The sequence below is a fragment of the Kosakonia sp. R1.Fl genome (assembly GCF_023516815.1).
Lineage (GTDB): Bacteria > Pseudomonadota > Gammaproteobacteria > Enterobacterales > Enterobacteriaceae > Kosakonia.
Genome location: NZ_JAMGSQ010000001.1, coordinates 3,448,568 through 3,471,997, shown reverse-complemented (window position 1 = coordinate 3,471,997; position 23,430 = coordinate 3,448,568). Strand labels below are relative to the sequence as shown.

Below are 23,430 nucleotides of genomic sequence, written 5' to 3'. Positions count from 1 at the left end.
TGTCATCGGCTACGGATGACAACGACACAGGTTAGCGGCATGATAACTGTTTCCCTATAGATGTCAGCAAGGAATTGCCATGTCCACCTTCCACCTGATTGCCCCTTCCGGCTATTGCATTAACCAGCGCGCCGCAGCGCTTGGCGTCGAACGTCTCACTTCGCAGGGGCATCAGGTTAACAACCAACACGTCATCACCCGTCGTGATGAGCGTTTCGCCGGGCGTGACGAAGAGCGCCTCGCGGATATCAACGCGCTGGCGCAATTAGCGGGCGACAACATTATCGTGATGCCGGTGCGCGGCGGGTACGGTGCCGGCCGCCTGCTCGCTGATATCGACTGGCAGGCGCTGGTGGCGCGCCAGCAGCATCAACCGCTGCTGATTTGCGGCCATAGTGATTTCACCGCTATTCAACTGGGGTTGCTGGCACACGGGAAGGTCATCACCTTTAGCGGGCCAATGCTGGCGGGAAATTTCGGGGCCGAAACGCTGGATACCTTTACCGCAGAGCACTTCTGGCGCGCTATCAGCAATGAAACCTTTACCATTGAGTGGGACGGTGAAGGCCCGCAATGTGACGTGGCAGGCACGGTGTGGGGTGGAAACCTGGCGATGTTAACCTCGCTGATTGGTACGCCCTGGCTGCCTTCCATACCCGGCGGCATTCTGGTGGTGGAAGACATTAATGAACATCCCTACCGCGTGGAACGCATGCTGTTGCAGTTGTTGCACTCAGGCATTCTGGCGCAGCAGCGGGCGCTAATACTCGGCAGTTTCTCGCTGGCGCAACCCAACGATTACGATGCGGGCTACAATCTTAATAAGATGATCGGCTATCTGCGCGCGCAATTGACGATCCCGGTGGTCAGCGGGCTGGCGTTTGGTCATGAACCGCAGACCGTTACGCTGCCGCTTGGCGCGCATGCCCGGTTGCAACATGCTGAAAAGACGCAACTGACCTTATCAGGTCATCCCACGATCTCAATGTAAAAAAAGCGCTTTATGCCCTTATTAAAACGTTGTTTCTGCCGTTATTATATAACGCACTAATAAACCCGGCCGGTTAATGCCGCCCGGGATCCCCCACGGTGAGGAATAAGGAGAAGCACACCATTGGACGCTGAGGCGATAATCAGTCTGTTTATTTTGGGTTCAGTTCTTGTAACCTGCAGTATTTTATTAAGTTCTTTCTCCTCCCGCCTTGGTATTCCCATTCTGGTTATCTTTCTGGCAATTGGTATGTTGGCCGGTGTTGACGGTATCGGCGGTATTCCGTTCGATAACTACCCGTTTGCCTACATGGTCAGTAACCTCGCACTGGCGATCATTTTACTCGATGGCGGCATGCGTACCCGCGCCAGCTCGTTTCGCGTCGCGCTTGGCCCCGCGCTTTCCCTGGCGACCGTTGGTGTGCTGGTCACTTCCGGCTTAACCGGGATGATGGCCGCCTGGCTATTCAAGCTCAACATTATGGAAGGCTTTTTGATCGGCGCGATTGTTGGCTCCACCGATGCCGCCGCGGTGTTCTCGCTGCTCGGCGGTAAAGGGCTGAACGAACGCGTCGGCTCGACGCTGGAAATCGAATCCGGCAGCAACGATCCGATGGCAGTGTTTCTTACCATCACGCTGATTGAGATGATCCAGAAGCACACTGCCGATCTCGATATCATGTTCCTCGTGCATATTGTGCGTGAGTTTGGCCTCGGTATTCTGCTCGGCGGCCTGGGCGGCTATCTGTTGCAGCAGATGATTAACCGCATCTCTCTGCCGCCGGGCCTTTATCCGCTGCTGGCACTGAGCGGCGGGATTCTGGTTTTCGCCTTAACTACGGCCCTGCACGGTAGCGGCATTCTGGCGGTCTATCTGTGTGGTTTTGTGCTGGGCAACCGCCCTATCCGTAACCGCTACGGTATCCTGCAAAATTTCGATGGCCTGGCCTGGCTGGCGCAAATCGCCATGTTCCTGGTGCTGGGGCTGTTGGTTACGCCATCCGATTTATTGCCGATTGCGGTTTCCGCACTCATCCTCTCGGCGTGGATGATTTTTGTCGCTCGCCCGCTGTCGGTGTTTGCCAGCCTGTTGCCGTTTCGCGGTTTTAACCTGCGTGAGCGCATTTTTATCAGTTGGGTTGGCTTGCGCGGCGCGGTGCCGATTATTCTTGCCACCTTCCCGATGATGGCCGGGCTTGATCACGCGCGTCTGTTCTTTAATGTCGCCTTCTTCGTGGTGTTAATCTCCCTGCTTTTCCAGGGAACGTCGCTCTCGTGGGCGGCGAAAAAAGCCAAAGTGGTTGTGCCGCCGGTTGGCTGGCCGGTCTCCCGAGTCGGTCTGGATATTCACCCTGACAATCCGTTTGAGCAGTTTGTTTATCAACTCAGTGCAGATAAATGGTGCGTGGGTGCTGCGCTGCGCGATTTACATATGCCTGCGGATACGCGTATTGCCGCGCTGTTTCGTGACAACAGCCTTTTGCACCCCACCGGCAGTACCCGGCTGCGTGAAGGCGATGTATTGTGCGTGATTGGCCGCGAAAGCGATCTCCCCGCGCTCGGGAAACTGTTTAGCCAGTCTCCGCCGGTGGCGCTGGATCAGCGCTTCTTCGGTGATTTTATCCTTGAAGCGGATGCTAAATTTGCCGATGTGGCACTGATTTACGGCCTGGAAGATGGGCTGGAGTATCGCGAAAGCCAGCAAACGCTTGGCGATATTGTGCAGCAACTGCTGGGTGCCGCGCCGGTCGTGGGCGATCAGGTAGAGTTCGCCGGTATGATCTGGACGGTAGCGGAAAAAGCCGATAATGCGGTACTGAAAGTCGGCGTTCGCGTGGCGGAAGACGAGGCGGAATAACCGCCTCGCGTTAAGTTACACCGTCACAACAGGCACGCGCGGTGCCAGGGCGCACATTAATTCATACCCTACCGTTCCGGCCGCCGCCGCCACTTCATCGATTTTTATTTCGTTACCCCATAGTTCAACCGGCGTACCGATGCCGGCCTGCGGGCATGGGGTTAAATCTACCGTCAGCATATCCATTGAGATTGCACCAACAATGCCAGTACGAATGCCATCCACCAGCGCTGGCGTGCCGGAAGGCGCGATGCGCGGATAGCCGTCGGCATACCCGCAGGCGACAACACCAATACGCTGCTCGCTCTGCGCGCGGTAACGACAACCGTAGCCCACCGTTTCACCGGCTTTCAGCGTCTGCACGGCAATGATCTCACTGCTCAGCGTCATTACCGGGCGGATCCCGCTATTGGCGACATCCTGCCACGCGCCCGATGGCGAAGCGCCATACAGCACCACGCCGGGGCGCACCCAGTCATAATGCGTTTCGGGATGCCATAACGTGGCGGCAGAGTTAGCCAGTGAGCGCGGCGCGTCAATGCCCTCCGCCGCCTGCTCAATGCGCGCCAGCGGCGCGGTGATACCGTCTGCCCGCTCCGCTTCAGCAAAATGTGACATCAGCGTCACGGTTGCCACATTGGTTAAGGCATTGAGTTGCTGGTACACGGTATGCACGCGTTCAGGCATAAAACCGAGCCGGTTCATGCCACTGTTGATCTTCAGATAAACGTCGAGCGGCGCTTGCTGACGCGCGTCCTGCAAGGCCTTAATTTGCCAGTTGCTGTGCAGGCTGGTCGTCAGGCGATATTTATCAAACAGCGGTAGTTCATCGGCATGGAAAAACCCTTCCAGCATCAGAATCGGCCCTTTCCAGCCGCGTTCGCGTAGCAAAATGGCTTCTTCAAGATTGAGCATCGCGAAGCCATCTGTGCTGTTGAGCGCGCGCCAGATGCGATCCAGACCGTGACCATAGGCGTTCGCCTTCACAACCGACCAGACTTTTGCGGCAGGTGCCGCGCGGCGCACAACCTGTAAATTATTGCTCAGCGCCGTTAAATCAAGCGTGGCGAGAACCGGACGAGACATTCCTATTCCTTCTTCGAATCAGTTATGAGCACCGTGTAAATGCTGCGCACGCATGGGGGTAAAGCCAGGCGAATAGCGCGCCACGCTCAAATCATCGGCAGCAATGGCAGGCGTGCTGCCGGACATCAGGTCGCTTAACAGCTGGCCGGAACCGCAAGCCATTGTCCAGCCAAGGGTACCGTGCCCGGTATTCAACCACAGGTTTTTATACGGTGTGCGCCCGACAACGGGCGTACCGTCTGGCGTCATGGGGCGCAGGCCGGTCCAGAAAGTTGCTTGCTCGACAAATCCACCACGCGGGAAGAGATCGCGCACCACCATCTCCAGCGTTTCGCGGCGTGGTTTCAGCAGTTCCGTATTAAAGCCAACGATTTCCGCCATGCCGCCGACGCGAATACGCTGATCAAAGCGGGTAATGGCAATTTTGTAGGTTTCATCCAGGATCGTTGAAACCGGTGCGCCGTCTTCTTCGGCAATCGGGATCGTTAATGAATAACCTTTCAGCGGGTATACCGGGATATCGACGATGTTTTTCAGTAAGCCGGTAGACCACGAGCCAAATGCCATCACGTACGCGTCGGCTTTGACCACCTCTTCTCCGCACTTCACACCGTAGATGTTCTCGCCTTCGTACAGCAGGCGATCCACCGGGGTGTTAAAACGAAACTCCACGCCCGCCTGCGCTGCCATCTGAGCCAGTTGCTGGGTGAATAGCTGGCAGTCGCCAGTTTCATCATTTGGCAGACGCAAACCGCCGGTCAGTTTGTGTGCAACTTCCGCCAGCGCGGGTTCGACTTCTGCCAGCCGCGCAGACTCCAGCAGCTGATAAGGCACGCCGGCATCCTGCAACACGGCAATATCGCGCGTGGCGTTTTCATACTGTTCCGCAGTGCGAAACAGCTGCAATGTACCGCCTTGCCGCCCTTCATACTGAATACCGGTAGTTTCGCGCAGCAGTTTCAGGCAATCACGGCTGTATTCCGCCAGACGCACCATGCGGCCTTTATTTTCCATATAGTGGCGCGTGTCGCAGTTGCGCAGCATTTGCCACATCCATTTCAGTTGCGATGAGGTGCCGTCGAGGCTGATTGCGAGCGGCGCATGGCGCTGGAACATCCATTTAATGGCTTTTAACGGCACACCTGGCGCCGCCCAGGGCGCGGCGTAGCCTGGTGAGATCTGCCCGGCGTTACCGGCGCTGGTTTCCTGCGCGGGACCAGGCTGGCGATCAATCACCGTGACGTCATGCCCGGCCTGGCGTAAATACCAGGCGCTGGTGACACCCACCACGCCACTTCCTAACACAACAACTCGCATATCCCTCTCCTGTGAGTAAAGCACGATCATCTGATTACAAATTGATAACCCAGATGAAAATATTATTCAACATATGGCTTTTTTATGGTGAGCTTCCTCACAGCTTCGCCGTATGACAAGGGTTTCTGTTATTTAGCATCTCCTGCTGCACGACTTTTCGCCGCAGCATAATATTTCGCAACAATTGTTATTTACGCCGTTGATATGATGAAAAATCGCGAAGAAAAATTTATGGCTTAGGTACAGATTTAATTGCGTGTTCTATGCTTGAAATGAGACGCTCCATACAGAGAGTGTCGTTAACAACGAGGGCGCGCTAATGGCTACGATTGACTCAATGAATAAGGATTCTATTCGTCTGAGCGATGGACCCGACTGGACTTTCGAACTGCTGGATGATTACCTGGCGGAGATTGACCGGGTGGCGAAACTTTATCGGCTGGATACCTATCCGCACCAAATCGAAGTGATCACCTCAGAACAGATGATGGACGCTTACTCCAGCGTCGGTATGCCGATCAATTACCCTCACTGGTCGTTCGGGAAGAAATTTATCGAAACCGAGCGGCTTTATAAGCATGGGCAACAGGGGCTGGCCTACGAGATAGTCATCAACTCTAACCCCTGCATCGCTTATCTGATGGAAGAGAACACCATTACCATGCAGGCGCTGGTGATGGCACACGCCTGTTATGGTCATAACTCTTTCTTTAAAAACAATTACTTATTCAAAAGCTGGACCGATGCCAGTTCGATTGTCGACTACCTGATTTTCGCGCGTAAATACATCACCGATTGTGAAGAACGCTACGGTGTGGACGAAGTGGAAAAGTTACTCGACTCGTGCCACGCGCTGATGAACTACGGCGTGGATCGCTACAAACGTCCGCAGAAAATCTCGTTGCAGGAGGAGAAGGCACGGCAGAAAAGCCGAGAAGAGTATCTGCAAAGCCAGGTGAATATGCTGTGGCGCACGCTGCCCAAACGCGAAGAAGAAATAACCATCGCGCAGGCGCGTCGCTACCCGGCGGAGCCGCAGGAAAACTTGCTCTACTTTATGGAAAAAAACGCGCCGTTACTGGAGTCGTGGCAACGCGAGATCCTGCGCATCGTGCGTAAAGTGAGCCAGTACTTCTATCCGCAAAAACAGACGCAGGTGATGAACGAAGGATGGGCGACGTTCTGGCACTACACCATCCTTAACCACCTGTATGACGAAGGCAAAGTGACCGACCGCTTTATGCTGGAATTTTTGCACAGCCACACCAATGTGGTGTTCCAGCCGCCCTATAACAGCCCGTGGTACAGCGGCATTAACCCGTATGCGCTGGGCTTTGCCATGTTCCAGGATATTAAGCGTATTTGCCAGTCGCCAACGGATGAAGACCGTTACTGGTTCCCGGATATTGCCGGTTCGGACTGGCTGGAAACGCTGCATTTCGCGATGCGCGATTTCAAAGATGAGAGCTTTATCAGCCAGTTTATGTCGCCGAAGATCATGCGGGATTTCCGCTTCTTTACCGTGCTGGATGATGACCGTAACAATTATCTTGAGATTGCCGCTATCCATAATGAAGAGGGTTACCGGGAGATCCGCTCGAAACTCTCCTCGCAATACAATCTCAGCAACCTTGAGCCCAACATCCAGGTGTGGAATGTCGATTTGCGCGGCGACCGTTCGCTGACGCTGCGCTATATTCCACACAACCGCGCGCCGCTTGATAAGGGTCGCCGCGAGGTGCTGAAACATGTGCACCGTTTGTGGGGTTTCGATGTGTTGCTGGAACAGCAAAACGAAGATGGCAGTGTGGAGTTACTGGAGCGTTGTCCGCCCCGCGCCAACAGCCTGTAATGAAAAACCCCTCTGATGAGGGGTTTTCTTTGCTTATCGGCTTTGTAAGGCTAAATCACCCGGCATCGTTTTCTGCATCCGATGCCAGATCTCACCACTATCATGACCATAGCGGCGAACCACTTCGTAGACTTTGTCATGCTGCGCCTCTTCACACACCTGCGCCAGCTGGTGGTAGAAACCGAGCGCCAGGCTGCGGGCTTCCGGGCTTGAGAAATAGTGGCGACCAATTCGCGTATATAACCCTTTCATGCCGTTAAGGATCAAACCATAAATTGGATTACCGGACGCAAAGGCCAGACCGCGGAAAATGTTGTAATCGAGGTCAGCGAAGGCATCAGCATGATCTTCAACTTCACGCGCGCTGGCCAATACTTTCAGCGCGTCTTCCGGATGCTGGCGAAACGCAGTACGGATAAAAATCGTGGAAATGTTGGTACGCACTGAAAGCAGATTATCGATCAGTTGCGGAACACTCTCGTGATCCAGACGCGCCAGCGTTTCCAGAATATTCAGCCCGGAGGTTTCCCAGAAGTTGTTCACTTTCGTCGGCTTGCCGTGCTGAATTGTCAGCCAGCCATCACGGGCGAGGCGCTGTAAAACTTCACGCAATGTGGTACGAGTGACGCCAATCAGTTCAGAGAGTTCGCGTTCAGCCGGAAGAATCGACCCCGGAGGGAAGCGACTATTCCAGATACTTTCAATGATGTACTCTTCCGCGAAACCCGCCGGGCTCTGCGCCTTAATGACCATAGAGAGATTTCCATTACACAGCTAAGCAAAGGACACTCATCATACCAGACCGCACCCGGTGCAGGTAGCGTACCTCATGAAGAAAAAAGGGGATCGGGGATCCATTTTGGCGATTTAACAACGCTTATCCGTAAAAGCAGCAGCGCTTTCATCTGAAATTTTTGCGCCGCAGCGCGCAGGATATTTTGTTGCGTAAATGGCAGCACTTTGTTGCCAGGTTTGACTTTCCGCATGATAAACATTCGATTACGCATTATTTTTTTGCCCGCTAGTGGCCTGCGCAATGATTTCGTTTACACTGCTTTGTCTACGCATCTCCCAGGGAAATGATTATGTTGCGATATTTAAACGGGTGCTCACATGGGCGCGGCGCCTGGATTTTGATGGCGCTAACAGCGTTTGCGCTGGAAATGGTCGCATTGTGGTTCCAGCATGTCATGCTGCTTAAACCTTGCGTCCTGTGCATTTATGAACGCAGCGCGCTTTTTGGCGTAATGGGCGCGGGTATTGTCGGGGCCATTGCGCCGAAAACGCCGTTACGTTATGTCGCTCTGGCTATCTGGATCTACAGCGCGTGGCGCGGCATCCAGCTGGCCTGGGAACATACCATGATCCAGTTACATCCCTCGCCGTTTATGACGTGCGATTTTGCCGCTCGTTTTCCCAGCTGGCTGCCGCTTGATAAGTGGCTGCCGCAGGTGTTTGTTGCTTCTGGCGACTGTGCCGAGCGCCAGTGGTCATTCCTGACGCTGGAAATGCCGCAATGGTTACTGGGCATTTTTGTCGCTTATCTGGTTGTTGCACTGCTGGTGCTGATTGCCCAGCCGTTCAAACCGAAAAAACGCGACCTGTTTGGTCGCTAACAGAGCGCTCCTTCGGGAGCGTTTTTTTTGGCTGAATCCGGGTAAAGGCAACATTCGCAAAGTCGAATACCGGCAGGGAAAGGGACGATTCGGATGGCTGGCGTTATTGCACTCGTTTACTTCGCATCAGGGACGGTCTTTTTTACGCAGAAGATTAGGCTGTTCGCTATTGTCTCTTCTTTTATTCTTTACATGGCTCTGCATATTGCTGCCGCAAGTGCGCTGCTAACCGGGCTATTGCTGGCCTGTCTGCTCAGCACTTTCGTCATCTTGCTGATCCTAAAGCGCCCCGTGACAAGAAAGCTATTCTTCACTTTTCCCTGCCCTGCTGGCTACTGATTGTCTCAGTTATTTATCACGTTTTCGTTAGTCAGCCCATTCCGGCTTATTAAGAATATGCTCCTGCCAGTCGCGAACTTCTGATTCTTTCACCGCAATGTGGCGTACCGAAATACGCTCCGCATGCATGGCGGCTTTTGAGCCTGTGCGTAGCGGGTGCCACAGCGGCAACGCCTTTCCTTCCGCCAGCAGGCGATAAGCACAACTTGGCGGCAACCATTCGAAAGTGGGGAGATTTTCACGGGTCAGCTTGATGCAGTCCGGCTCATACTCGAAGCGGCGTTCGTAGTTGCGGCACTGGCAGGTTTTAATGTTTAACTGACGACAGGCGACGTTGGTGAAATAGATTTCGTCAGTGTCTTCATCCATCAACTTATGCAGGCAACACTGTCCGCAGCCGTCACACAGCGACTCCCACTCCGCGTCCGTCATTTGCTCAAGGGTTTTGCTTTGCCAGAAAGGAGTGTCGCTCATGATGAAATCCGCCGTTGAAATCCAGGGTGCACCTTATAACCAGTCTGGCATGCGGATGCAAGTTTTGCCGCCAGGAAAGGCGGCAAATTGCTTTAAAGTACGCGGGTCGTTAATGAAAGCCCGTCAAAACTCACTTCCAGCTCATCGCCACTGTTCAATGGCCCTACCCCTTCTGGCGTGCCGGTCAGAATGACATCGCCAGCTTTTAAGGTGAAGAAGCGGCTCATATAAGCAATCAGCGGAATAATTTTATGGATCATATCCGCCGTAGTGCCTTGCTGGCGCACTTCCCCGTTGATTTTCAGCCCAAGCGTGGTGTTTTGCGGATCGCTCTGGAATTCCGCCGCCGGGATAAACCCTGAGATCGGGCAGGAATTATCAAACCCTTTCGCTTTTTCCCATGGCTGACCGGCTTTTTTCATTTTGCCTTGCAGATCGCGCAGCGTCAGATCGAGCGCGACACCATATCCGGCAATTGCTTTTTTCACATGCTCTTCCGTCGCCTGGCGCAGCGTTGCGCCAATCAGCACCGCCAGTTCAACTTCATGGTGAACCGAACCAAAATCCTGCGGCAGCGCCAGCGGCTGGCGAAGATCGCACAGCGCAGTTTCGGGTTTGATAAACAGTACCGGCTCTTCCGGGGTAGCGCTCCCCATCTCTTTAATATGTTTCGCATAGTTACTGCCAACGCAAACTACTTTACTCACCGGGAAATCCAGCAGAGCGCCCTGCCAGTTATGATGTTGATACATGGTGTACGACCTCCGGTAACACATTGAACATGAGCGAAAAATGACTATCCGCGCCACCCGGCGGTTTGTCAAATGCCAATATGTTACGGCGATACAATAGCCATAAAATAAGAAACGGCGGAGCGTTCCGACGTTATTGCCGCGAGATTATTCTTTACCCTGGTTGGCGAGATGCTGCTTCAATAAATTTTCTTGCGGCGGAGGAAGTTGCAAATAATAGCCCTGCGAAATTAACGCCTCTTTTACTTTTTCTAAATCTGCACCGACTAATTTTTTACGGCCATCAAGCGGCAAAATCATTGCCAGCTGTGGCTGACCGAAACTTTGCATTAATGCTTCTGGCACGCGGGAAAAATCGTCTCTTTTTTCGACGTACAGATAAGTCTGATCGCGTCGGGCACTTCGGTAGATCACACAAAACATACTTTTACTCGGAATTATCGGGAGGTTACTTGCCTGAAAATAATAGTGACTATAACATGCCTGATAGTCTTCGGAATATCACTCAAGATGCGGGTGATAATAGCAAAATGAGTAAGGTCAGGATGTCAAATACGCCCATCGAGCTAAAAGGCAGTAGTTTTACCTTATCAGTGGTTCATTTGCATGATGCAAAACCCGAGGTTATTCGTCAGGCGTTAGAAGACAAAATCGCTCAGGCTCCCGCTTTTTTGCTGCATGCTCCTATCGTTGTCAATGTTTCCGCGCTGGAAGGCGCTGTTAACTGGCCCGCGCTGTTGCAGGCTATCACCACAACAGATTTACATGTGGTTGGCATCAGCGGTTGCAAAGATCCAGAACTGAAGGCTGAAGTTGAACGCGCGGGTCTTCCGTTACTGACGGAAGGAAAAGAGAAAGCACCGCGAAAAGAGCGCGCACCGGAACCTACGCCGGTTGCGGTGCCGGTCACAAAAACACGCTTAATTGACGCGCCGGTGCGTTCCGGCCAGCGCATTTATGCGCCAAATTGTGATTTGATTGTCACCAGCCACGTTAGCGCAGGCGCGGAGCTTATCGCCGATGGCAACATTCATGTCTATGGCATGATGCGCGGTCGGGTGCTGGCCGGTGCCAGTGGCGATAAAGACGCCCAAATATTCTGTTCTCATCTCACGCCGGAGCTGGTCTCCATTGCGGGGGAATACTGGCTGAGCGATCAGATCCCGGCCGAATTTTATGGCAAAGCGGCGCGTTTGCAGTTGGCCAACGACGCTTTGACAATTCAACCCTTAAATTAAGCCCTTTTAACAAGGAACTCCTATGGCACGCATTATTGTTGTTACTTCGGGTAAAGGGGGCGTTGGCAAGACCACCTCCAGCGCGGCCATCGCTACTGGTTTAGCCCAGAAGGGCAAAAAGACCGTCGTTATCGACTTCGATATCGGCCTGCGTAACCTCGACCTGATTATGGGCTGCGAGCGCCGCGTGGTTTATGATTTCGTTAACGTTATTCAGGGCGATGCCACACTCAACCAGGCGTTAATCAAAGATAAACGCACTGAGAACCTCTACATTCTCCCGGCATCGCAAACGCGTGATAAAGACGCGCTGACCCGTGAAGGCGTCGATAAAGTGCTGGAAGACCTGAAGAAAATGGACTTCGATTTTATCGTCTGCGACTCCCCGGCAGGCATTGAGACAGGCGCATTGATGGCGCTCTACTTCGCTGATGAAGCGATTATTACCACCAACCCGGAAGTCTCTTCCGTGCGCGACTCTGACCGAATTCTCGGTATTCTGGCGTCGAAATCCCGCCGCGCGGAAAATGGCGAAGAGCCGATTAAAGAGCATCTGCTGCTCACCCGTTATAACCCGGGCCGCGTAAACCGTGGTGATATGCTCAGTATGGAAGATGTACTGGAAATCCTGCGTATCAAACTGATTGGCGTGATCCCGGAAGATCAATCGGTGTTGCGTGCGTCGAACCAGGGTGAGCCGGTTATTTTGGATACCAATGCTGACGCCGGCAAAGCTTATGCCGATGCCGTGGAGCGTCTGCTGGGAGAAGATCGTCCTTTCCGCTTCATTGAAGAAGAGAAGAAAGGTTTCCTCAAACGCCTGTTCGGAGGATAAGTTATGGCATTACTCGACTTTTTTCTCTCCAGAAAAAAGAACACCGCTAGCATTGCGAAAGAGCGTCTGCAGATTATTGTTGCAGAACGCCGCCGCAGCGATGCTGAACCGCATTATTTACCGCAGCTGAAGCGGGACATTCTGGAAGTGATCTGCAAATATGTGCAAATCGATCCGGAAATGGTGTCGGTGCAACTGGAGCAAAAAGGGGATGATATTTCCATTCTGGAACTCAACGTCACCCTACCGGAAACCGAAGAGACAAAATAGATTCCCTCCCATGCAGGGATAAAAAAAGGCAGAATATTTTCTGCCTTTTTTATTTTATTTCCGCAAATAAGCTGTATTTATTTACAGTATTTAACGCGGGTATTCCGCAAGTAATATTTTCAGCTGATCGGCCATCAATTCCCCGCGCCAGCCGCTAATTAATTCCGGTGACGAATTTTGCGGTTTCAATTTCCAGTGCCAGTTGAGTAATTGATTAATCTGCCTACGTGATGCCAGCAGCTCAGCGCTAATCCCCTGACTCTCGCTGATGGTTTGCACCAGCGCTTTGATAGCTTTGAACGCTTTACGATAACCCGGCATATCCATCAGATTAAGCAGCGGCTCTGGCAGCGCCTCTTCCGGCAATGCCTGCGCCTGCGCAACCAGCGCCAGCAGCGTTTTGCCATGGAAGCGGATTTCGCTCCCGGAAAGACCAATACTGTCCAGTTCGCCCATACTGCCAGGCATGTAACGCGCCACTGCCCACAGGTTTTCTTCACGCACCACAAAGTTAACGGCTAAATCACGCTCACGCGCTTTGCGCAGCCGCCAGTCGGCAAGCAAACGCAGGCAGGCAAGCTGGCGCGTACGTAATTGCCATGCGTTGGTAATTTCGCGCCACGCCTCTTCCGGGGCTAACACTTCCTGGCGGCGTTGCATCATCAGGCGACACTCATCCAGCGCAGCATCCAGCCTTCCTGCCTGATCGGTTTCCGCCAGCAATTTTCCGGCGATAGGCAGCAGATACCACACATCGGCGGCGGCGTAATCACACTGGCGCTCGGTCAGCGGGCGCGCCAGCCAGTCAGTGCGGGATTCACTCTTATCAATCACCAGCCCGGTAAACGCTTCCACCATCGCAGCAAAGCCCCACGACAGCGGGCGGCCGCAGAACGCGGCGAGGATCTGCGTGTCAATCATCGGCTGTGGCTGCACGCCAAACGCATTGAGAAACACTTCCAGATCTTCACTTCCCGCATGCAAATATTTGGTCACGGCGGTGTTGATGAGCAAATCGCGAAACGGCGTCCAGTCGGTGATGGCCAGCGGATCAATCAGCGCCACATGTTCACCGTCATACAGCTGGATCAACCCCAGTTGCGGATAATAGGTGCGGGTGCGGACAAATTCGGTGTCCAGGGCAATCGCTGGAAATGCGCGGGCAGCTTCACATAACGCTGCCAGCGCATCGTTCGTCGTTATCATCTGGTAATTCACGTCATCTTCTCTTTAGTTGCGCCCATAAAAAACGCCGGTTTAACCGGCGTTAGGGGGGACTCACGCATAGCTCAGGCGTTATTGTCCACTTTGCCACGCGCTTCGTCACGCAATTCTCGCCTTAAAATCTTGCCAACGTTCGATTTTGGCAGTTCATTGCGAAATTCAACCAGCTTCGGCACTTTATATCCGGTCAGTTGACGGCGACAGAAAGCGATCAACGCCTCTTCGCTCAGCGAGGCGTCCTTTTTCACCACGAAAATCTTCACCGCTTCGCCGCTGTTTTCCGACGGTACGCCGACAGCCGCCACTTCCTGCACGCCGGCATGTTGCATCACCACATCCTCGATTTCATTCGGATAGACATTAAAACCGGAAACCAGAATCATATCTTTTTTGCGATCGACGATGCGCAGGAAGCCTTCATCATCCATTACCGCAATATCGCCCGTGTGCAGCCAGCCGTCACGCAGGATCTCATCCGTGGCGTCCGGGCGCTGCCAGTATCCCAGCATCACCTGCGGCCCTTTCACACACAATTCGCCCGGTTCGCCCGGTGCAACTTCATTGTTGTCGTCATCAACCAGTTTGGCTTCCGTTGAGGGAACCGGCAGGCCGATGCTGCCGCTGTGGTAGTCAATATCATGCGGGTTCACACTGACCAGCGGCGCACATTCGGTCAGACCGTAACCTTCCAGCAGATACTGCCCGGTTAATTTCACCCACCGATCGGCAACCGCCTGCTGAACAGGCATCCCGCCACCGGCGGACAGGTGCAGCGAAGAAAAGTCCAGCTTGCGAAAATCTTCATTATTCAGCAAGGCATTGAACAGCGTGTTCACGCCGGTCATGGCCGTAAACGGATATTTGCCAAGCTCCTTCACCAGCCCCGGAATATCGCGCGGGTTGGTGATCAACAGGTTTTGCCCCCCGAGCTCAATAAACAGCAGGCAGTTCATGGTCAGGGCGAAAATGTGGTACAGCGGCAACGCGGTCACCACCAGCTCTTTCCCGCGATGCAGCAACGGCCCGTAAGTCGCGTTCACCTGTTCAAGGTTTGCCAGCATATTGCGGTGCGTCAGCATGGCTCCTTTTGCCACGCCGGTTGTACCGCCGGTGTATTGCAGGAAGGCAAGATCCTCGGCAACCACTTCAGGTTTGATGTACTGCATTCGGTAGCCGGTTTGCAGCGCCCGACGGAAGGAGATGGCGTCCGGCAGATGATACTTCGGCACCAGTCGTTTTACGTATTTCACAACGAAGTTCACCAGCGTCCCTTTTGCCGGGGAAAGCTGGTCGCCCATGCGTGTCAAAATGACATGCCGCACTTGGGTTTTATCAACGATCTTTTCCAGCGTATGGGCGAAATTCGACACAATAACAATCGCGGCAGCCCCGCTGTCATTAAGCTGGTGTTCCAGTTCACGCGGCGTATAAAGCGGGTTGACGTTCACCACGATCATCCCGGCACGCAAGATACCAAACAGCGCCACCGGGTATTGCAGCAGGTTCGGCATCATCAATGCAACACGATCGCCTTTTTGCAGCCCCAGCCCCTGCTGTAAGTAAGCCGCAAACGCCCGGCTGCGCTCTTCAAGTTTACGGAACGTCATGACCTCGCCCATGTTGATAAACGCAGGCTGGTCGGCGTAACGCGCCGTGGAGTGTTCAAATAATTCAACCAGGGATTGATAACGGTCAGGATTGATCTCCGCCGGAACATCGGCGGGATACCGGTTTAGCCAAACCTTCTTCAATGCATCACCTCTAAAATGAGTATTCTTGGTCATCACAACCCCAGTTAATAAACAAGCCGTTAACATAATATTAACTCAGCGTACCAGTTTATTAATTAAGCGGATTGAAGGTTGCGAAGCGCGTCACTAATTATTTTTCTTATACAAAGCCCAATATAAAAAACAGCGGCTTAGCCGCTGTTTCGTTTTCCTGATAAAACAAGAAATTACTCTGTTACGACCGTCTCGACTCGCGCGGGTTCAGGTGGGAACCAGCCCCAGCCACCGTACCCGCCATGCCACGCGCGCGGATGCGGTCCCGGCCCCCAGTACCACGGGTCGATTGGCTGCGGCGGCAACATCACCTGCTGGGTTAACCGCCAGCGTTTGTAACCCTCTGCCTGCATCACCATAAATTTATAGGGTGCGTTGCCAATTTTGCCGTCGGCCGTGCCAGTTATCGGACCAACCACGGTGACCAACTGATTGCGGAAATCGACTGGATCGAGAAAACCATTCACGTCGGCAAAGATGCGCCCGACGGAGGGTTCGCCCAGAACCGGACGCGCGCCGCTGTCGAGCGGGACGGCAGCGATCTCAAGCCGGGTTTTCCCCTGCTGATTCTGAATATCCACCACTTTGCCACCGAAGCGGGCTTCCTGACCGACATACAGCGACGGCGCACTCATCACGCGCACTAAATCATCCTGCGGCGTGGGACTGGTTCCTTTAATCGCGTCAGGCACAGAAACACAACCGCTTAATACCGCGATTGCCAGCCCCGCCAGCAATCCGCGCACAACCTTTTTTTGACCCGCCATGATGCGACTCCTTACCCCAGTGGATACTACTGAGATTCATTCCCGGCCAGGAAGTTTCTTCCATGCCACTTCGTTACGCAAATAAACCGGCTCGGCATGCTCGACGGCGACGGTTTTCTGCGCAGCCAACAGTTGACGCGCAATGGGCAGCATATCTTCCGCGGCGGGCAATAAGATCTCACCATCACGCAGGGTTGCCGTACTATTGTTGCCCATCTCAGGCCATGCGGGCCAGCCAGTACCGACCATCGCCCACTCGCCATCCAACTGCTGCAAACGTTCAGTAACGGCTTGCGGTTTTAATACCGCTTCCGTCTCTTCGCCGTGCCAGACACCATTTTCATCGCGCTGATACTCTGCCCAATAGACTTCGCCCATTCGTGCGTCAATCGCTGCCAGCACGCGGGTCGCGCCCGTTTTGCGCCACGCGCCCTGCGCCATCGTCGCCAGCGTTGACACGCCAATCATCGGCAGTTCAGCGCCGAGCGCCAGCCCCTGCGCAATACCAATGCCGATACGCACGCCGGTAAAACTCCCCGGGCCACGACCAAAAGCCAGAGCATCCAGTTGCGTCAGTTTAAGTTCAGCATCGTCAAGCACATCCCTGACCAGCGGCAGGATGCGTTGCGTGTGTTCGCGTGGGCAAAGTTCGAAGTGAGCGAAGGTGGTTCCATCGTTCCATAAGGCGACAGAACAAGCTTCTGTGGCAGTATCAATAGCCAGAATGCGCATGGGTATAGCGGTCCATGAAAAACAAAATGGCGCGCATCTTACCACAGTCCACAGAAAATTACTGCGCCGGGGGCGAGGCGAGGAATTCTACCGCGCGGCGAATATCACGGGTTCGCGGCGCAGGCGGCAGGCTGGCGAGAAACACCGCGCCATAGGGACGCATCACCAGACGGTTATCGCAAATGACCAGCACGCCGCGATCGTCAATATCACGTATCAGGCGCCCGACACCTTGTTTCAGGGTAATAACCGCGTCCGGCAGTTGAACTTCATCAAACGGATCGCCTCCACGCAGACGGCAATCTTCCATCCGCGCTTTTAACAACGGATCTTCCGGAGACGTAAACGGCAGCTTATCAATAATGACCAACGATAACGTGTCACCACGCACGTCCACCCCTTCCCAGAAACTGCTGGTTGCCACCAGTAACGCGTTACCGGCATTCACAAATTGCTGCATCAGTTGCCCTTTGCTGGTTTCTCCCTGTAGCAAGACCGGCAGGGTCATGGTGGCGCGAAATTGTTCGGCGAGATCGCGCATCATGGCGTGTGAAGTACACAGCATAAAGCAGCGCCCATTGTTAGCTTCGATCATCGGTCTGAGCATCGCCGCCAGCTGGCGTGCAGCGCCTGGCTGATTGGTCTGCGGGAGATTGCGCGGTACGCACAGCAATGCCTGGCGTTCATAATCAAAGGGGCTTGGCAGCAACAGCGATTGCGCCCCTTCAATGCCAAGCCGCGCGGTAAAGTGGTGCAGATCGTCATTCACCGAAAGCGTTGCAGAAGTGAAAATCCAGCTGCCCTTTTTCTGCGCCATTACCTCGGTAAACTTATCCGCTACGGTCAGCGGCGTTAACGCCAGCGTGAAGTTGCGTGACGTGCATTCATACCAGTAGCTGTAACCTGGCTGGTTGATCTCTTTGAGCCGTTTCAGCCTGGCACGGTATGTCGTCGCGCGTTCGAACGCGGCATCCAGCAGTGCGGAGCGGCCCAGTGACAGCTTCGCCACGTCGTAACAGAGTTCCAGCGCATCATCGAGCAGCAACAGCGCACGTTGAATATGCGCATCCGCCAGCAGCTCGCGCAGGTTACCGCGATAACCCGGCTCACCTAACTGCAAACGAAAATCCTGCGTACTCTGCGCCAGACGATCGGCGCACTTCTGTAACTGCGCGGTATCTTTCAGTTCGGTGCGATAGGCGATGGTGAAATCTTTTGCGAGATCAAGAAGCTGGCGGCTGGAGAGTGTCTGACCAAAATACTGGCTGGCGATATCAGGAAGCTGGTGCGCTTCGTCAAAGATCATCACGTCGGCTTCCGGGATCAGCTCCCCGAAGCCGCTCTCTTTCACCACCATATCGGCAAGAAACAGGTGATGGTTGACCACCACCACGTCGGCATCCATCGCTTTTTTACGCGCCTTGACCACGAAACAGTCTTTGTACATCGGGCAGTCGCTACCCAGACAGTTATCGTTGGTACTGGTCACCAGCGGCCACGCCTGCGAATCCTCCGCCACACTGACGCAGGTACTGATGTCACCATCAGTGGTTTGATTCGACCAGGAGCGCAGCAAAATCACATCACTTAACGTTTGTACCGGCAGATCGCCACCGGCCAGCGCTTGCTGCTCCAGACGTTCAATACAGAGGTAATTGGACCGCCCTTTCAGCAGCGCCGTGCGCCCGGTGAACTCAAGCGCTTTGGCGACGGTGGGTAAATCGCGACTGTAAAGCTGATCCTGCAAGGCTTTCGAACCGGTGGAGATAATCACTTTTTTCCCGGCGCGTAGCGCAGGCGCGAGGTAGGCGTAGGTTTTACCGGTACCGGTGCCCGCTTCCACCACCAGCGGCTGCGTATTCTCAATCGCCTGTGTAACGGCTTGCGCCATCTGGCGCTGCGGTTCACGCGGTTTGAATCCCGCAATGGCTTTGGCTAACTGGCCATCTGTTGCAAAATCGTCCGTCACACTACCCCCTGGTTAAATCGCCAGTGATTATGTCAGGGTGAGCGGATTTACGCCAGCCGGGTTTTTATGGCACTCTTGCCCGCGAATTCATGGCAAATAAGAAGGAACAGATAATGACAATTGTGCGTATTGATGCGGCAGACCGCTGGTCTGATGTGGTTATCCATAACCAGACGCTTTATTACACTGGCGTGCCGGAAAACCTTGATGCCGATGCGTTTGAACAGACGGCCAACACGCTGGCGCAAATTGATGCGGTTCTGCTCAAGCAAGGCAGCGATAAAACGCGCATTCTTGATGCCACCATTTTTCTGGCCGATGGCGACGACTTTGCCGCCATGAATAGAGCGTGGGATGCATGGGTTGTTGCGGGCCATGCACCGGTGCGCTGCACCGTGCAGGCAAAACTGATGAATCCGCGTTATAAAGTGGAAATCAAAATCATCGCCGCGGTGTAATTACTCGTCATCTTCATCTTCAAAGCGCGCCACAATTCGTTCGCCGGTATGGCTGGCGCGTAACTCTTCAGCAACCTGCGCAATCGCCTGCCCGCTGCTCATGCCACCGGACATTAATTCCTGAATACGCTCTACCGCTTTTTGCTGCTGCTCGTGGCTGAGGGAAGGTAAACCTGCAAACATTGTCAACTCCTGCTAAATTGTTGGCGCTAATTATTCCATGCGTCGGCGCGCTTCACCAGCGCAGACGCACATGAGTCAGGATCAATGAAGACGTTATCCCCCGCCGTTATTTCGCTGCCGTGGCGCCAGGACGCCGCCGAACACTACTTTGCGCCACTCAGCCACCAGCCCTGGGCCATGCTGTTACATTCTGGCCATGCTGAACATCCGCACAATCGTTTTGATATTGTGGTTGCCGATCCGCTGGAGACACTGACGACACACGGCGAGGCCACTACCCTTAATGGTAGCGAGATATCGCAGGAAGATCCGCTACACCTGCTGCAACAACGTCTGGATGCTTACCCGTTTCGATGCGAATCGCATGCCGATCTGCCGTTTCAGGGCGGTGCGCTGGGGCTGTTTGGCTATGATTTAGGCCGTCGTTTCGAAAAGCTGCCCGCGATTGCCGAACAGGACATTCGCATCGCGGATATGGCGGTCGGCATTTATGACTGGGCGTTGATTGTCGATCATCAGTTGCAGCAAGTGACGTTGCTCAGCCATAGCGATGTTAACGCCAGACTGGCATGGCTACAGGCGCAATGCGAACCGCAGCGCCAGCCGTTTCGGCTGACATCCGCCTGGCAGACCAATATGACGCGTGGCGAATATGGCGAAAAATTCCGCCAGGTTCAGGCATGGTTACACAGCGGCGACTGCTACCAGGTCAACCTGGCGCAACGTTTTGCTGCGGACTATTGCGGAGATGAGTGGCTGGCATTTACCCAACTCAACCGTGAAAACCGCGCGCCGTTCAGCGCTTTTTTACGCCTTGAACACGGCGCGATCCTGAGCCTGTCGCCGGAGCGTTTTATTCGCCTTGAACGCGACAATATCGAAACACGGCCGATTAAAGGCACGTTGCCAAGGCTTGCCGACCCGCAGGCAGATGCGCAGCAAGCACAGAAACTCGCCGCCTCACCGAAAGATCAGGCCGAAAACCTGATGATTGTTGATTTGATGCGTAACGATATCGGTCGCGTGGCGACACCGGGTTCGGTGCGCGTACCGGAACTTTTCGTGGTCGAACCTTTTCCTGCCGTCCACCATCTGGTCAGCACCGTAACAGCGAAATTGCCCGCCGGACGTCATGCCAGCGATCTGCTGCGCGCGGCGTTTCCGGGCGGCTCGATCACCGGCGCACCGAAAGTGCGGGCGATGGAAATTATCGATGAACTTGAACCGCAGCGGCGAAACGCCTGGTGCGGCTCGATTGGCTATCTTAGTTTCTGTGGAAACATGGATACCAGCATCACCATTCGCACCCTCAGCGCCTGTGCGGGGAAAATTTACTGTTCCGCAGGCGGCGGCATTGTAGCCGACAGCCAGGAAGAGGCGGAGTATCAGGAAACTTTTGATAAAGTTAACCGTATCCTGCGGCAACTGGAGAGATGATTCGTGGAGCAACCGGCTTTAACTCTGGATGATTTTTTATCGCGCTTTCAGCTTCTACGCCCACAACTCAATCCGGCGGTGGCGAATACACGTCAGGCGGCGGTGCTGGTGCCGGTGGTGCGCCGTGAGCAGCCCGGCTTATTACTGACGCAACGCTCGCCGCTGCTTCGCAAGCATGCCGGTCAGGTAGCGTTCCCCGGTGGCGCGGTTGACAGCACGGATGCGTCGCTTATCGCTGCTGCATTACGTGAAGCACAGGAAGAAGTCGCCATTCCGCCTGAGGTCGTTGAAGTGATTGGCGTTTTACCGCCAGTTGATAGCGTGACCGGTTTTCAGGTTACGCCGGTAGTGGGCATTATCCCGCCGGATTTACCCTATCACGCCAGTGAAGATGAAGTGGCGGCGGTGTTTGAAATGCCGCTCGCCGAAGCACTGCGTCTTGGTCGCTATCATCCGCTGGATATCCACCGCCACGGCAATGCGCATCGGGTGTGGTTATCCTGGTATCAGCATTATTTTGTCTGGGGCATGACGGCAGGAATTATTCGTTCGCTGGCGCTGCAGATTGGGCGCAGACCTTGACTATACTTTACATATAGCACTTTTGTGACAGCGTACGCGCTATTAGTAAAATCAGGGTTAGCCATTAGTTTAATTCATGTGAATAGTTAAGCTGATGATGGCCTTCCCTCTTACACTATGCGCAGTTATTACATCGTTACTGGAAACGCCGGTAACCCTGTCAGGAGCGTTAATGTGATTAGTCTATTCGACATGTTTAAGGTGGGGATTGGTCCCTCATCTTCCCACACTGTAGGCCCGATGAAGGCCGGTAAGCAGTTCGTCGATGATCTGGTCGAAAAAGGATTGCTGGATAACGTCACCCGCGTGGTAGTGGATGTGTACGGCTCGCTCTCCCTTACCGGGAAAGGCCACCATACCGATATCGCCATTATTATGGGGCTGGCGGGCAATGAGCCGGCCACGGTCGATATCGATGCAATCCCGGGTTTTATCCGTGATGTGGAAAATCGCGGTCGTCTGCTGCTGGCGCAGGGGCGTCATGAAGTCGATTTCCCGAAAGATGACGGGATGCGTTTTCACAGCGATAACCTGTCGCTGCATGAGAACGGCATGCGCATCACTGCGCTTAATGGCGAAAACGCTATCTACAGCAAAACCTACTATTCCATCGGCGGGGGGTTTATCGTCGATGAAGAGCATTTTGGTAAAGAGACCACCAGCTCGGTAGATGTCCCTTATCCGTTCAATTCCGCGACCCAGATGCTGGAGTATTGCAAAGAAACCGGCCTGTCACTGTCTGGCATGGTGATGCAAAACGAACTGGCATTACACTCGAAAAAAGAGATTGAAGAGTACTTCGGTAATGTCTGGTCCACCATGCGCGCCTGTATCGATCGCGGCATGAATACGGAAGGCGTATTACCAGGGCCGCTGCGCGTTCCGCGCCGCGCTTCCGCACTCCGCAGCATGTTGGTTGCCAGCGATAAGCTCTCCAGCGATCCGATGAATGTTATCGACTGGGTGAATATGTTTGCGCTAGCGGTTAACGAAGAAAACGCCGCCGGTGGCCGCGTGGTAACCGCGCCAACCAACGGTGCCTGCGGCATCGTTCCGGCTGTACTGGCCTATTACGACCACTTTATTGAGTCCGTCAGCCCGGATATTTATATCCGCTATTTCCTCGCCGCTGGCGCCATCGGCGCATTGTACAAAATGAACGCCTCCATTTCTGGCGCTGAAGTTGGCTGCCAGGGCGAAGTGGGCGTTGCCTGTTCGATGGCAGCGGCGGGCCTGGCAGAACTGCTGGGCGCCAGCCCGGAACAGGTCTGCGTGGCGGCGGAAATTGGCATGGAACACAACCTGGGCCTGACCTGCGACCCGGTGGCTGGTCAAGTGCAAGTACCGTGCATTGAGCGTAACGCCATTGCTTCGGTAAAAGCGATTAACGCCTCGCGCATGGCCATGCGCCGTACCAGCGCGCCGCGCGTCTCGCTCGATAAAGTGATCGAAACAATGTATGAGACCGGCAAAGATATGAACGCCAAATACCGCGAAACATCGCGTGGTGGACTTGCCATCAAAGTGCAGTGTGATTAATTCTTGCTTATCAACGCCGTTCAGCCGAACGGCGTTTTTTTTAACCTTTGCTGCAGTTGAGTGATCTTTCACCGATTTATCGTCGCTTCGGTAATTCCCCACTACACTTTGAATGTTCTGGCATGGAA

24 protein-coding genes are annotated in these 23,430 nt (G+C 54.1%); 12 read left to right on the top strand and 12 right to left on the bottom strand.

Features of this window, described 5'->3' with window-relative positions:
- The first annotated feature begins 79 nt into the window (after nucleotides 1-79).
- Together ldcA and M8Q36_RS16455 are read left to right on the top strand one after the other, a co-directional pair.
- Nucleotides 80-991 carry a muramoyltetrapeptide carboxypeptidase gene (gene ldcA, locus M8Q36_RS16460; protein ID WP_249881589.1) on the top strand — a complete coding sequence of 304 codons (912 nt, stop codon included), beginning with the start codon at nucleotides 80-82 and terminating at the stop codon, nucleotides 989-991.
- A gap of 123 nt (nucleotides 992-1,114) precedes the next feature.
- Nucleotides 1,115-2,848, top strand: a complete 1,734-nt coding sequence (locus M8Q36_RS16455) for a potassium/proton antiporter (protein ID WP_249881588.1) — start codon at nucleotides 1,115-1,117, stop codon at nucleotides 2,846-2,848.
- A 15-nt stretch (nucleotides 2,849-2,863) separates the two neighbouring features.
- Here M8Q36_RS16455 and dadX read toward each other — a convergent pair whose 3' ends face one another.
- Nucleotides 2,864-3,934 carry a catabolic alanine racemase DadX gene (gene dadX / locus M8Q36_RS16450; protein ID WP_249881587.1) on the bottom strand — a complete coding sequence of 357 codons (1,071 nt, stop codon included), beginning with the start codon at nucleotides 3,932-3,934 and terminating at the stop codon, nucleotides 2,864-2,866.
- An 18-nt stretch (nucleotides 3,935-3,952) separates the two neighbouring features.
- On the bottom strand, nucleotides 3,953-5,293 hold the full coding sequence (locus tag M8Q36_RS16445; protein WP_349654610.1) for a D-amino acid dehydrogenase: 1,341 nt from the start codon (nucleotides 5,291-5,293) through the stop codon (nucleotides 3,953-3,955).
- Between the two features lie 277 nt (nucleotides 5,294-5,570).
- On the opposite strand from M8Q36_RS16445, the gene M8Q36_RS16440 reads away from it, so the two are divergent.
- Entirely contained in the window at nucleotides 5,571-7,103 is a 1,533-nt protein-coding gene (locus M8Q36_RS16440; RefSeq protein ID WP_016495637.1) for a SpoVR family protein, read from the top strand.
- Nucleotides 7,104-7,136: 33 nt separating this feature from the next.
- Here the strand turns inward: M8Q36_RS16440 and fadR are convergent, their stop codons facing one another.
- Nucleotides 7,137-7,856: a fatty acid metabolism transcriptional regulator FadR gene (fadR, locus tag M8Q36_RS16435; RefSeq protein ID WP_017456999.1), complete on the bottom strand. Its 720-nt coding sequence runs from the start codon at nucleotides 7,854-7,856 to the stop codon at nucleotides 7,137-7,139.
- 332 nt (nucleotides 7,857-8,188) lie between these two features.
- On the opposite strand from fadR, the gene dsbB reads away from it, so the two are divergent.
- Together dsbB and M8Q36_RS16425 are read left to right on the top strand one after the other, a co-directional pair.
- Entirely contained in the window at nucleotides 8,189-8,719 is a 531-nt protein-coding gene (dsbB, locus tag M8Q36_RS16430) for a disulfide bond formation protein DsbB (protein ID WP_017456997.1), read from the top strand.
- Between the two features lie 93 nt (nucleotides 8,720-8,812).
- Nucleotides 8,813-9,058, top strand: coding sequence for a hypothetical protein (locus tag M8Q36_RS16425; RefSeq protein WP_249881585.1), 246 nt, complete (start codon nucleotides 8,813-8,815; stop codon nucleotides 9,056-9,058).
- Between the two features lie 27 nt (nucleotides 9,059-9,085).
- Here the strand turns inward: M8Q36_RS16425 and ycgN are convergent, their stop codons facing one another.
- The 3 genes from ycgN to M8Q36_RS16410 form a co-directional block, all read right to left on the bottom strand.
- Complete coding sequence (gene ycgN / locus M8Q36_RS16420; protein WP_020454068.1) at nucleotides 9,086-9,532, bottom strand: cysteine cluster protein YcgN; 447 nt, start codon at nucleotides 9,530-9,532, stop codon at nucleotides 9,086-9,088.
- Between the two features lie 92 nt (nucleotides 9,533-9,624).
- Nucleotides 9,625-10,284: a fumarylacetoacetate hydrolase family protein gene (locus M8Q36_RS16415; RefSeq protein WP_045509843.1), complete on the bottom strand. Its 660-nt coding sequence runs from the start codon at nucleotides 10,282-10,284 to the stop codon at nucleotides 9,625-9,627.
- Between the two features lie 147 nt (nucleotides 10,285-10,431).
- Nucleotides 10,432-10,707: a YcgL domain-containing protein gene (locus M8Q36_RS16410; RefSeq protein WP_249881584.1), complete on the bottom strand. Its 276-nt coding sequence runs from the start codon at nucleotides 10,705-10,707 to the stop codon at nucleotides 10,432-10,434.
- Nucleotides 10,708-10,829: 122 nt separating this feature from the next.
- Here M8Q36_RS16410 and minC point away from each other — a divergent pair, with 122 nt between their 5' ends.
- Genes minC through minE form a run of 3 tightly spaced genes read left to right on the top strand, consistent with a single transcriptional unit; the run spans nucleotide 10,830 to nucleotide 12,627 of the window.
- Nucleotides 10,830-11,522 carry a septum site-determining protein MinC gene (gene minC, locus M8Q36_RS16405; RefSeq protein WP_249882791.1) on the top strand — a complete coding sequence of 231 codons (693 nt, stop codon included), beginning with the start codon at nucleotides 10,830-10,832 and terminating at the stop codon, nucleotides 11,520-11,522.
- Between the two features lie 22 nt (nucleotides 11,523-11,544).
- Nucleotides 11,545-12,357, top strand: a complete 813-nt coding sequence (gene minD, locus M8Q36_RS16400; RefSeq protein WP_017456991.1) for a septum site-determining protein MinD — start codon at nucleotides 11,545-11,547, stop codon at nucleotides 12,355-12,357.
- A gap of 3 nt (nucleotides 12,358-12,360) precedes the next feature.
- Nucleotides 12,361-12,627 (top strand): cell division topological specificity factor MinE, encoded by a 267-nt coding sequence (gene minE, locus M8Q36_RS16395; protein ID WP_017456990.1) that lies wholly within the window; start codon nucleotides 12,361-12,363, stop codon nucleotides 12,625-12,627.
- A gap of 90 nt (nucleotides 12,628-12,717) precedes the next feature.
- Here minE and rnd read toward each other — a convergent pair whose 3' ends face one another.
- The 5 genes from rnd to yoaA all read right to left on the bottom strand — a co-directional run bounded on the left by rnd (nucleotide 12,718) and on the right by yoaA (nucleotide 19,103).
- Nucleotides 12,718-13,845, bottom strand: coding sequence for a ribonuclease D (gene rnd, locus M8Q36_RS16390; protein WP_249881583.1), 1,128 nt, complete (start codon nucleotides 13,843-13,845; stop codon nucleotides 12,718-12,720).
- A gap of 71 nt (nucleotides 13,846-13,916) precedes the next feature.
- The gene (gene fadD, locus M8Q36_RS16385) at nucleotides 13,917-15,602 is read right to left on the bottom strand and encodes a long-chain-fatty-acid--CoA ligase FadD (protein ID WP_249881582.1); all 1,686 of its coding nucleotides are present in this window, start codon (nucleotides 15,600-15,602) and stop codon (nucleotides 13,917-13,919) included.
- A gap of 206 nt (nucleotides 15,603-15,808) precedes the next feature.
- Nucleotides 15,809-16,402, bottom strand: coding sequence for a Slp/YeaY family lipoprotein (locus tag M8Q36_RS16380; protein WP_249881581.1), 594 nt, complete (start codon nucleotides 16,400-16,402; stop codon nucleotides 15,809-15,811).
- 36 nt (nucleotides 16,403-16,438) lie between these two features.
- Nucleotides 16,439-17,134 carry a tRNA (adenosine(37)-N6)-threonylcarbamoyltransferase complex dimerization subunit type 1 TsaB gene (gene tsaB / locus M8Q36_RS16375; RefSeq protein ID WP_249881580.1) on the bottom strand — a complete coding sequence of 232 codons (696 nt, stop codon included), beginning with the start codon at nucleotides 17,132-17,134 and terminating at the stop codon, nucleotides 16,439-16,441.
- 58 nt (nucleotides 17,135-17,192) lie between these two features.
- The gene (yoaA, locus tag M8Q36_RS16370; RefSeq protein ID WP_249881579.1) at nucleotides 17,193-19,103 is read right to left on the bottom strand and encodes a DNA repair helicase YoaA; all 1,911 of its coding nucleotides are present in this window, start codon (nucleotides 19,101-19,103) and stop codon (nucleotides 17,193-17,195) included.
- Between the two features lie 113 nt (nucleotides 19,104-19,216).
- Here yoaA and M8Q36_RS16365 point away from each other — a divergent pair, with 113 nt between their 5' ends.
- On the top strand, nucleotides 19,217-19,561 hold the full coding sequence (locus M8Q36_RS16365) for a RidA family protein (protein WP_020454077.1): 345 nt from the start codon (nucleotides 19,217-19,219) through the stop codon (nucleotides 19,559-19,561).
- Here the strand turns inward: M8Q36_RS16365 and M8Q36_RS16360 are convergent, their stop codons facing one another.
- Nucleotides 19,562-19,744 carry a YoaH family protein gene (locus tag M8Q36_RS16360; RefSeq protein ID WP_097399590.1) on the bottom strand — a complete coding sequence of 61 codons (183 nt, stop codon included), beginning with the start codon at nucleotides 19,742-19,744 and terminating at the stop codon, nucleotides 19,562-19,564.
- Nucleotides 19,745-19,828: 84 nt separating this feature from the next.
- Between M8Q36_RS16360 and pabB the strand changes: the two genes are divergently transcribed.
- From pabB to sdaA, 3 genes are all read left to right on the top strand, one after another.
- Nucleotides 19,829-21,181, top strand: coding sequence for an aminodeoxychorismate synthase component 1 (gene pabB / locus M8Q36_RS16355; protein ID WP_249881578.1), 1,353 nt, complete (start codon nucleotides 19,829-19,831; stop codon nucleotides 21,179-21,181).
- 3 nt (nucleotides 21,182-21,184) lie between these two features.
- The gene (locus tag M8Q36_RS16350; protein WP_249881577.1) at nucleotides 21,185-21,763 is read left to right on the top strand and encodes a CoA pyrophosphatase; all 579 of its coding nucleotides are present in this window, start codon (nucleotides 21,185-21,187) and stop codon (nucleotides 21,761-21,763) included.
- Between the two features lie 174 nt (nucleotides 21,764-21,937).
- Nucleotides 21,938-23,302 carry an L-serine ammonia-lyase gene (gene sdaA / locus M8Q36_RS16345; RefSeq protein WP_249881576.1) on the top strand — a complete coding sequence of 455 codons (1,365 nt, stop codon included), beginning with the start codon at nucleotides 21,938-21,940 and terminating at the stop codon, nucleotides 23,300-23,302.
- Nucleotides 23,303-23,430 lie beyond the last annotated feature (128 nt).

Excerpts from the sequence above, each read along its gene's own strand:
- ldcA (WP_249881589.1), top strand. The coding sequence starts at position 80 with ATGTCCACCTTCCACCTGATTGCCCCTTCCGGCTATTGCATTAACCAG.
- dadX (WP_249881587.1), bottom strand. The coding sequence starts at position 3,934 with ATGTCTCGTCCGGTTCTCGCCACGCTTGATTTAACGGCGCTGAGCAAT.
- M8Q36_RS16440 (WP_016495637.1), top strand. The coding sequence starts at position 5,571 with ATGGCTACGATTGACTCAATGAATAAGGATTCTATTCGTCTGAGCGAT.
- fadR (WP_017456999.1), bottom strand. The coding sequence starts at position 7,856 with ATGGTCATTAAGGCGCAGAGCCCGGCGGGTTTCGCGGAAGAGTACATC.
- dsbB (WP_017456997.1), top strand. The coding sequence starts at position 8,189 with ATGTTGCGATATTTAAACGGGTGCTCACATGGGCGCGGCGCCTGGATT.
- M8Q36_RS16425 (WP_249881585.1), top strand. The coding sequence starts at position 8,813 with ATGGCTGGCGTTATTGCACTCGTTTACTTCGCATCAGGGACGGTCTTT.
- ycgN (WP_020454068.1), bottom strand. The coding sequence starts at position 9,532 with ATGAGCGACACTCCTTTCTGGCAAAGCAAAACCCTTGAGCAAATGACG.
- M8Q36_RS16415 (WP_045509843.1), bottom strand. The coding sequence starts at position 10,284 with ATGTATCAACATCATAACTGGCAGGGCGCTCTGCTGGATTTCCCGGTG.
- M8Q36_RS16410 (WP_249881584.1), bottom strand. The coding sequence starts at position 10,707 with ATGTTTTGTGTGATCTACCGAAGTGCCCGACGCGATCAGACTTATCTG.
- minC (WP_249882791.1), top strand. The coding sequence starts at position 10,830 with ATGTCAAATACGCCCATCGAGCTAAAAGGCAGTAGTTTTACCTTATCA.
- minD (WP_017456991.1), top strand. The coding sequence starts at position 11,545 with ATGGCACGCATTATTGTTGTTACTTCGGGTAAAGGGGGCGTTGGCAAG.
- minE (WP_017456990.1), top strand. The coding sequence starts at position 12,361 with ATGGCATTACTCGACTTTTTTCTCTCCAGAAAAAAGAACACCGCTAGC.
- M8Q36_RS16380 (WP_249881581.1), bottom strand. The coding sequence starts at position 16,402 with ATGGCGGGTCAAAAAAAGGTTGTGCGCGGATTGCTGGCGGGGCTGGCA.
- tsaB (WP_249881580.1), bottom strand. The coding sequence starts at position 17,134 with ATGCGCATTCTGGCTATTGATACTGCCACAGAAGCTTGTTCTGTCGCC.
- M8Q36_RS16365 (WP_020454077.1), top strand. The coding sequence starts at position 19,217 with ATGACAATTGTGCGTATTGATGCGGCAGACCGCTGGTCTGATGTGGTT.
- M8Q36_RS16360 (WP_097399590.1), bottom strand. The coding sequence starts at position 19,744 with ATGTTTGCAGGTTTACCTTCCCTCAGCCACGAGCAGCAGCAAAAAGCG.
- pabB (WP_249881578.1), top strand. The coding sequence starts at position 19,829 with ATGAAGACGTTATCCCCCGCCGTTATTTCGCTGCCGTGGCGCCAGGAC.